This is a genomic window from Acidiphilium sp. PM (genome assembly GCF_000219295.1).
GTDB classification, from domain to species: domain Bacteria; phylum Pseudomonadota; class Alphaproteobacteria; order Acetobacterales; family Acetobacteraceae; genus Acidiphilium; species Acidiphilium multivorum.
In genome coordinates this window covers 1-7,064 of the sequence record NZ_AFPR01000067.1, presented here as the reverse complement: position 1 = coordinate 7,064, position 7,064 = coordinate 1, and the positions used below count along the sequence as shown (strand labels likewise).

The window sequence follows — 7,064 nt, the reverse complement described above, 5'->3', positions numbered from 1 at the left end:
ATGCGCGCGCTGGGAGACGCGCCGGTGCGCGACGCGCTCGCCGCCTCCGGCATCCGATGAGGATTCTCACCTGGCAATGGGGACGGCGCGGCGCCGGGCCGCGCTTCGCCGCCCTGCTCCATGCGGCACTCGGCCGCCTGCCGGCGACCGAATCGGTGCTGTCGCTCTCGGCCGAGGCGGAAATCCTCGGCGCGGCGGATGCGCCGGACTGCGCCTGGCGCTACCCGACCTATTCGAGCGCCGCCGGCGCGCTGGCGCGGCTACTCACCCTGCCCCTCGCCGGGCGCCGCGTTCGGGCGGAACTCGACCGTCTCGCACCGGATGTGGCGCTCTGCGCCATGCCCGCGGTGCTCGACCGGCTGATGGTCGCCAATCTGCGCGTGCCTTACGGGATCATCGTGCACGACGCGGTCTCGCACCCCGGCGAAAGCCTGAGCTTCCGGCTGGTGGATCAGGCGCGGCTGCTGCGCGGCGCGGCGCTGCTGGCCACGCTCAGCCAGGCGGTGACCGACGAGTTGCACAATGCCGGCGCGGTCCGCCCCGGCCAGCGGGTTCTCACCCTCACGCATCCGCCGATGCCGGTGGGCGACGGCGCGATGCCGGCCCCGCCCTTCGCCCATGGCGGCCGGCCGCGGCTGCTGATGTTCGGCCGGCTGCTGCCCTACAAGGGGCTCGACCTGCTGTGCCAGGCGATGGCGGATCTCGGCCCCGATCCCGGGTTCATTCTCAAGGTGGCGGGCGATGGCCCGGATTCCGCCGAACTCGGTCGCCTCGGCGCGATGCCGCATGTCGTGGTCGACCGGCGCTGGATTCCCGAGGCCGAACTGGCGCAACTGATCGGCGATTCGGATGCGCTGGTGCTGCCCTACCGGCAGGCGAGCCAGTCCGGCGTGGCGGCGGCGGCGCTCGCCCTGGGCCGCCAGGTGATCGCCACCGATGTCGGCGGCCTTGCCGAGCAACTGCGCGACGCGCCGCAGGCGATCCTCTGTCCGCCGGATGCCGGCGCGCTGGCCGATGCCCTTCGGCGCTGGCGCGACCGGCGCTTCACGCCGGGGCCGACGCCCGCCGCCGATCCGATGGCGGCATGGACGGCGATGGCGGCTCAGTTGCGCGCCGGGCTGGGCGCGATTTCGGGCGCGGCCTGAACCGGCTTCACCGACCAGACCAGCATTGCGGCGCCGGCCAGCATCACCGCCACCATCACGAACGGCGCGCCCGGAAACCGCCACGGCAGGACGCCGCTGAACGCCTCGAACACGGCAGCCCCGGTCAGCGGCGCGACGATTGCCGTCAGCCCCTCGATGGAGGAGAGCGCGCCGTTCATCCGCCCCTGCTGGTCCGCCGGTGCTGCGCGCGAGAGCATGCTGCGGATCGCCGGATTGGCGATCGAGCCCAGCGCCATCAGCCCCACCCCGGCGAACAGCCACGAAGCGGTCGGCGCAACGCCGAAGATCATGTAGGCGGCCGCGTTGCAGGCGAAGCCGACAAAGGCGGCGCCGCGTTCGCCAAGCAGTGTCACGGCCCGGCGGACCAGACCGAACTGCACGAGCGTCGACGCGATGCCGGTGCATGCGAAGAAGATGCCGTTCTCGCGCGGCCCCCAGCCGAAGCGCAACGAGGCATAGAGTACAAAAACCGCCTGGATCGCCCCGAGGCCGAACCATCGCACGCTCCACGCCGCGGCGAGGCGCCAGAGGCGCGGCACGGTGGTGAGCAGCCGCATGGCGCCGAGCGGTGTCGCTTCCCGCAGGCGAAACGGCCGCCGCCGCTCCGGCGGCAGCGATTCGGGCAGGACGAAAATACCGTAGACCACGTTCACCGCGACCAGCCCGGCCGAGACCAGAAAGGGCAACCGCAGATCGATCGCGCCGAGAAACCCGCCGATCACCGGCCCGGTGGTGAAGCCGAGCCCGAACGCGGCGCCGATCAGGCCGAAACGCTGGGCGCGCCGTTCCGGCGGGGTGATGTCGGCGATATACGCGCTGGCGGCCGAGACGTTGCCGGCCGTCGCACCGGCGATCAGCCGGCCGACGAACAGCCAGAGCAGGTTGGGCGCGAAGGCGAGGAGCAGATAGTTCGCCGCACTCCCGGCGAGGGAAACGAGAATGAGGCGGCGGCGGCCGAACCGGTCGCTCAGCTGGCCGAGCACCGGGGCGGCGAAGAACTGCGTCGCCGCGAAGGTCATGCTCAGCACGCCGACCCAGAGGGCCGCGTGCGAGGCGGGTGTTGCGGACAGCTTCTCGACGAGATCGGGCAGAATCGGCGCGATGAGGCCGAAACCGATCGAATCGATGACGAGAACCGCGAAAATGAACCCCATGGTGAGATCGATCCATCCCGTTCAGCAGAGGGCGGGTAGACTGATTCGAACCGGAAGGGGAAGTCTGGCTCCCGGAGTAGGACTCGAACCTACGACCGAGCGGTTAACAGCCGCTTGCTCTACCAGCTGAGCTATCCGGGAACCGTGAAGCGCCTCATAGCCAAGCCCGTGGAGAATGGCAACAGGGTCTGTTCATATCGGCCCTGCCCGATCGACGGGCCGGCCGCCGGCGAGAGGTGGCGATGAAGAAGAGACGGAGAAAAAAGGTGGTGGCCCTCCCCGGACTCGAACCGGGATGCCCGCAAGGGCGCGCGATTTTCGTACCACTTCGGCTTTCGCCGCCCCATGCGGGTTCGTGGTCTGGACTGTCCCTTCACCATACCCCGGCTTTCGCCGGAGGTTTAGGTGCCGCCCGTCCAGTCTCTACACCTTCCCGTTTCCGGGCTTGGCTCGGGATTAGCAGTGAAGCCTTCCCCGACTTTGAGCGGTTCTACGCCGGGCATTTCCACCCGGGCACCCAATTTACGATGAGTCGCGTTCGTCTACCATTCCGACAGAGGGCCAACGGACAAAGTGTATACTCAACAGCATGCGCTCTGCAAAGGGCCGGATGCCGGAGCGTCCGGTCATGCCGGCTGGCGCGCAGGTCCGGGCGGTATCGGGCCGCAGGTTTCGCGAGGACGTCACACAAGGCGGATGGACAAACCGGGGCGGACGGAGCTAGGCTCTGGGCCAACACTTGTATAGATATCTATTTATGAGAGATGCCTGATATGTCCCGCGCCGCATGGCTTGGCGTCCTCGCCCGGGCGACATGTGCTGAACTGGCGGCCTGCCTCGCCGCCGTGCCGCCTTTGGCCGGCTTCGTGAGGCTGCGCGGCCCGGAAATCGGCATGTCGATGGTGCGCGGGCGGATCGGCGGCGGCGGCCCCCCATTCAATCTCGGAGAGATGACGATCGCCCGTTGCAGCATTCGCGACGAGGCGGGCCGCATCGGCCACGGCTACGCGGCGGGGCGTGACCGCGATCTCGTCGAACTGATCGCCAGGCTGGACGCGGTATTGCAGGACGAGGCGCTTCATCCGCTCTACCATGAAGCGGTCGTCGTGCCGCTGGCGGCGGCGCAGACTGCGCGCCGGGCGGCGGCCGAGGCCCGCGCCGCGGCGACGGAAGTGCGCTTCTTCACCCTCTCGACGATGCGGGGCGATCTGCCATGACCCGCCTTGAGCCCGGATTCGCATCGCCTCTGGCGGCACAGGCCTGTTTTCGCGCCCTGCTCACCGCGTTTGGCGCCCCGGGCCGGATCGTTGCGCTGCCCCACGTGGTTGAACCGCCCGCCGGGCTTTCGCCGGCCGCCGCCGCCGTTCTTCTGACCCTCGCCGATCCCGCGACGGGCGTCGCCCTGCCGGCACAAGCCGCCGCGCGGGACTGGCTGGCGTTCCACACCGGCGCGCCGCTCGCCGCGCCGGCGGATGCCGCATTCTGCGTCGTCGCCGCGCGGCCGGCCCTCGCGTCTTTGCGACAAGGCAGCGAGGAGGTTCCGGAAGATGGCGCAACCCTGATCCTCGATGTTCCGGCCCTCGATGCCGGCCGCCGCTGCCGGCTGGCCGGGCCGGGCCTGGCGGCGCCGGTGACGGTGCCGCTGCCGGTGGATGGCGCCTTCGTGGCCGAATGGCGGGCGCAGATGCGCCGCGCGCCTTGCGGCATCGACGTCCTGCTCTGCGCCGGCCACCGCGTGATTGCCCTGCCGCGCAGCCTGTCCATCGAGGAGGCCTGACATGTATGTGGCGGTCAAGGGCGGCGAGGCGGCCATCGATGCGGCGCATCGCTGGACGGCCGATGAGCGCCGCGGCGATCCGTCGGTGCCGCCTCTGGCGCTCGACCAGATCGCCAACCAGCTCGGCCGCGCGGTCGACCGCGTGATGGCGGAGGGCGCCCTGTACGACCGCGAACTGGCCGCGCGGGCGATCCGCCAGGCGCAGGGCGACCTGATCGAGGCGGCGTTCCTGCTGCGCGCCTATCGCACGACGCTGCCGCGCCTGGTCGATTCGGAGCCGGTCGACACCGCGGCAATGCTGCTGAAGCGCCGGATCTCCGCCGTTTTCAAGGATCTGCCGGGCGGCCAGCGCCTGGGGCCGACGACGGACTACACCCATCGCCTGCTCGATCTGTCGCCGGATGCGCCTGACCCGCCGCCCGCGGAGCCGCGTGCGGAGCCTGTCCCGCCGCCCGCGCCGGTGCCGCGCGTGACCGATCTTCTGGGCGCGGAATCGCTGATCGAGCCGGATGGCTCCGGCGAACGGCCTGCCGGCGACCTGACCATGGAACCCGTCTCCTTCCCGGCCCCGCGCGGGGTGCGCCTTCAGGCCCTCGCCCGGGGCGACGAGGGCTTCCTGCTCGCGCTCGGCTATTCCACGCAGCGCGGCTACGGCAACAATCACCCCTTCGTCGGCGAACTCAGGGTCGGCGAGGTGCCGGTCAGCATCGTGCCGCCGGAACTCGGCTTCGCGATCGAGATCGGCGACATCACGCTCACCGAGTGCCAGATGGTGAACCAGTTCATCGGCAGCCGGGCGGCGCCGCCGCAATTCACGCGCGGCTACGGGCTCTGCTTCGGCCATGCCGACCGCAAGGCGATCGCGATGGCGCTGGTCGACCGGGCGATGCGCGCGGACGAACTGGGCGAGGATGCCGCATCGCCGGCGCAGGACGTCGAATTCGTCGTATCCCACTGCGACAACATCGAAGCGACCGGCTTCGTCGAACATCTCAAATTGCCGCATCACGTGGATTTCCAGAGCGAGCTGGAAACGATCCGCGCCATGCGGGCCGCAGCGGGGGCCGACGATGCAGGGCTATAATTTCGCCTATCTGGACGAGCACACGAAGCGCATGATCCGCCGCGCGATCCTCAAGGCCGTGGCGATACCGGGCCATCAGGTCCCCTTCGCGAGCCGCGAGATGCCGCTGCCCTATGGCTGGGGCACCGGCGGCATCCAGCTGACGGCGTCGCTCCTCGGCCCGGACGACGTTCTCAAGGTGATCGACCAGGGGGCGGACGACACGACGAACGCGGTGTCGATCCGGCGGTTCTTCGCCCGCACCGCCGGCATCCGCACCACGACCCGCACGGCCGAGGCGACGGTGATCCAGACAAGGCACCGGATTCCCGAGACGCCGCTGCGGGAAGGACAGATCATCGTCTACCAGGTGCCGATACCCGAGCCGCTCTACCGGCTCGAACCGAGCCGCGCCGCGGCCGCGCAGATGCACGCGCTGGCGGATTACGGGGCCATGCATGTCAGGCTCTACGAAGAGATCACGCGCCATGGCCGCGTCGCGCTGTCCTACGATTATCCGGTCATGGTGAACGAGCGCTATCTGATGTCGCCATCGCCGATTCCGGCCTTCGACAATCCGAAGCTGCATATGAACCCGGCCATGCAGCTCTTCGGCGCGGGGCGCGAGAAGCGCATCTACGCGGTGCCGCCGTTCACGGCCGTGCGCTCGCTGGATTTCGAGGATCATCCCTTCGACCCGCGCCGCGCGGATGCCGCCTGCGCGCTGTGCGGCGCGCGGGAGACCTATCTCGACGAGATCGTCTCGGACGATCGCGGCGGCAAGATGTTCGTCTGCTCGGATACCGATTGCTGCGAGTCGCGGCGGGAGATGACGCCATGACGCTGCTGCAGGCGCGGAACCTCCGCAAGCGGTTCGGCCCGGTCGCCGCGCTGGACGATGTTTCGCTGTCGCTGCGCCGGCGTGAGATCGTGGCGATCGTCGGCGAGAGCGGGTCCGGCAAGTCCACCCTCCTGAACGTCCTGAGCGGCCGCATCGCGCCCGATTCGGGAACCGTGCTGTATGACGAGGGCGAGGGCCTGTCGCCGATCGCCGGGCGCGGCGAGGCGCGGCTGCGGCACCTGCAGCGCACCCGCTGGGGCTTCGTCCAGCAGGACCCGCGGCAGGCGCTCCGGCTTTCGGTCACGGCGGGCGGCAATATCGGCGAGCGGCTGATGGTCTCCGGCGCCCGGCACTACGGCGATATCCGCGCCACCGCCGCGCGCTGGCTCGAAACCGTCGAGATCGATCCGGCGCGGCTCGACGATCTGCCCCGCACCTTCTCCGGCGGCATGCTCCAGCGCCTGCAGATCGCCGCGACCCTGGTGACCGAGCCGGAACTCGTCTTCATGGACGAGCCGACCGGCGGGCTCGACGTGTCCGTCCAGGCGCGGATTCTCGACCTGGTGCGCGGCCTCGTGCGCCGGCTCGGCCTCGCGGTTCTCCTCGTCACGCACGATATCGGCGTGGCGCGCCTGCTCGCCGACCGGCTCGTGGTGATGCGCCACGGCCGCATCGTCGAGACCGGATTGACCGATCAGGTGCTGGACGATCCGCACCATGAATACACCCAGCTCCTCGTCTCCTCGGTGCTGCCCGCATGATCGTGCTCGACGCCGCCGGGCTTGAGAAAACCTTCGTGCTGCACCTGCAGAACGGAACCCGGCTGCCGGTGCTGCGCGGCGCCGGGCTGACGCTGCGCGCCGGCCGGTGCGTCGCGCTGACCGGCCCTTCGGGTGCCGGAAAATCGACCCTGTTGCGCGCGCTCTACGGAAACTACCTGGTTAGTGCCGGATCGATCCGCGTCCGCCATCGCGGCGTCATGATCGACATGGCCGATGCGCCGCCGGAGCGGGTGATCGAGATCCGGCGCGAGACGCTGGGCTATGTCTCCCAGTTCCTGCGC

The 7,064-nt window shown here is 69.9% G+C and carries 8 protein-coding genes and 1 tRNA gene; 7 read left to right on the top strand and 2 right to left on the bottom strand.

Features of this window, described 5'->3' with window-relative positions; translation table 11 throughout:
- The coding region (locus APM_RS02420) for a glycosyltransferase family 4 protein (protein ID WP_241763093.1) at window positions 1-1,145 on the top strand (1,145 nt) is incomplete at its 5' end.
- Here the strand turns inward: APM_RS02420 and APM_RS02415 are convergent.
- Window positions 1,103-2,320, bottom strand: a complete 1,218-nt coding sequence (locus tag APM_RS02415; protein WP_007421764.1) for a TCR/Tet family MFS transporter — start codon at window positions 2,318-2,320, stop codon at window positions 1,103-1,105. The genes APM_RS02420 and APM_RS02415 overlap by 43 nt on opposite strands.
- A 65-nt stretch (window positions 2,321-2,385) precedes the next feature.
- A tRNA-Asn gene (locus APM_RS02410) sits at window positions 2,386-2,461 on the bottom strand.
- A 632-nt stretch (window positions 2,462-3,093) separates the two neighbouring features.
- Between APM_RS02410 and phnG the strand changes: the two genes are divergently transcribed.
- The 6 genes from phnG to APM_RS02380 form a co-directional block, all read left to right on the top strand.
- Window positions 3,094-3,537 (top strand): phosphonate C-P lyase system protein PhnG, encoded by a 444-nt coding sequence (gene phnG, locus APM_RS02405; RefSeq protein WP_007421763.1) that lies wholly within the window; start codon window positions 3,094-3,096, stop codon window positions 3,535-3,537.
- Complete coding sequence (gene phnH / locus APM_RS02400; RefSeq protein ID WP_039887592.1) at window positions 3,534-4,097, top strand: phosphonate C-P lyase system protein PhnH; 564 nt, start codon at window positions 3,534-3,536, stop codon at window positions 4,095-4,097. The genes phnG and phnH overlap by 4 nt, the downstream gene beginning before the upstream one ends.
- A gap of 1 nt (window position 4,098) precedes the next feature.
- The gene (locus tag APM_RS02395) at window positions 4,099-5,181 is read left to right on the top strand and encodes a carbon-phosphorus lyase complex subunit PhnI (RefSeq protein ID WP_007421761.1); all 1,083 of its coding nucleotides are present in this window, start codon (window positions 4,099-4,101) and stop codon (window positions 5,179-5,181) included.
- A complete protein-coding gene (locus tag APM_RS02390; RefSeq protein ID WP_007421760.1) occupies window positions 5,168-6,001 on the top strand; it encodes an alpha-D-ribose 1-methylphosphonate 5-phosphate C-P-lyase PhnJ in 834 nt (277 codons plus the stop codon). Before APM_RS02395 ends, APM_RS02390 begins: the two co-directional genes overlap by 14 nt.
- Window positions 5,998-6,762: a phosphonate C-P lyase system protein PhnK gene (phnK, locus tag APM_RS02385; protein WP_007421759.1), complete on the top strand. Its 765-nt coding sequence runs from the start codon at window positions 5,998-6,000 to the stop codon at window positions 6,760-6,762. Before APM_RS02390 ends, phnK begins: the two co-directional genes overlap by 4 nt.
- Window positions 6,759-7,064: ATP-binding cassette domain-containing protein (locus tag APM_RS02380; protein WP_007421758.1), on the top strand; the 306-nt coding region annotated here is incomplete at its 3' end. The genes phnK and APM_RS02380, both read left to right, overlap by 4 nt.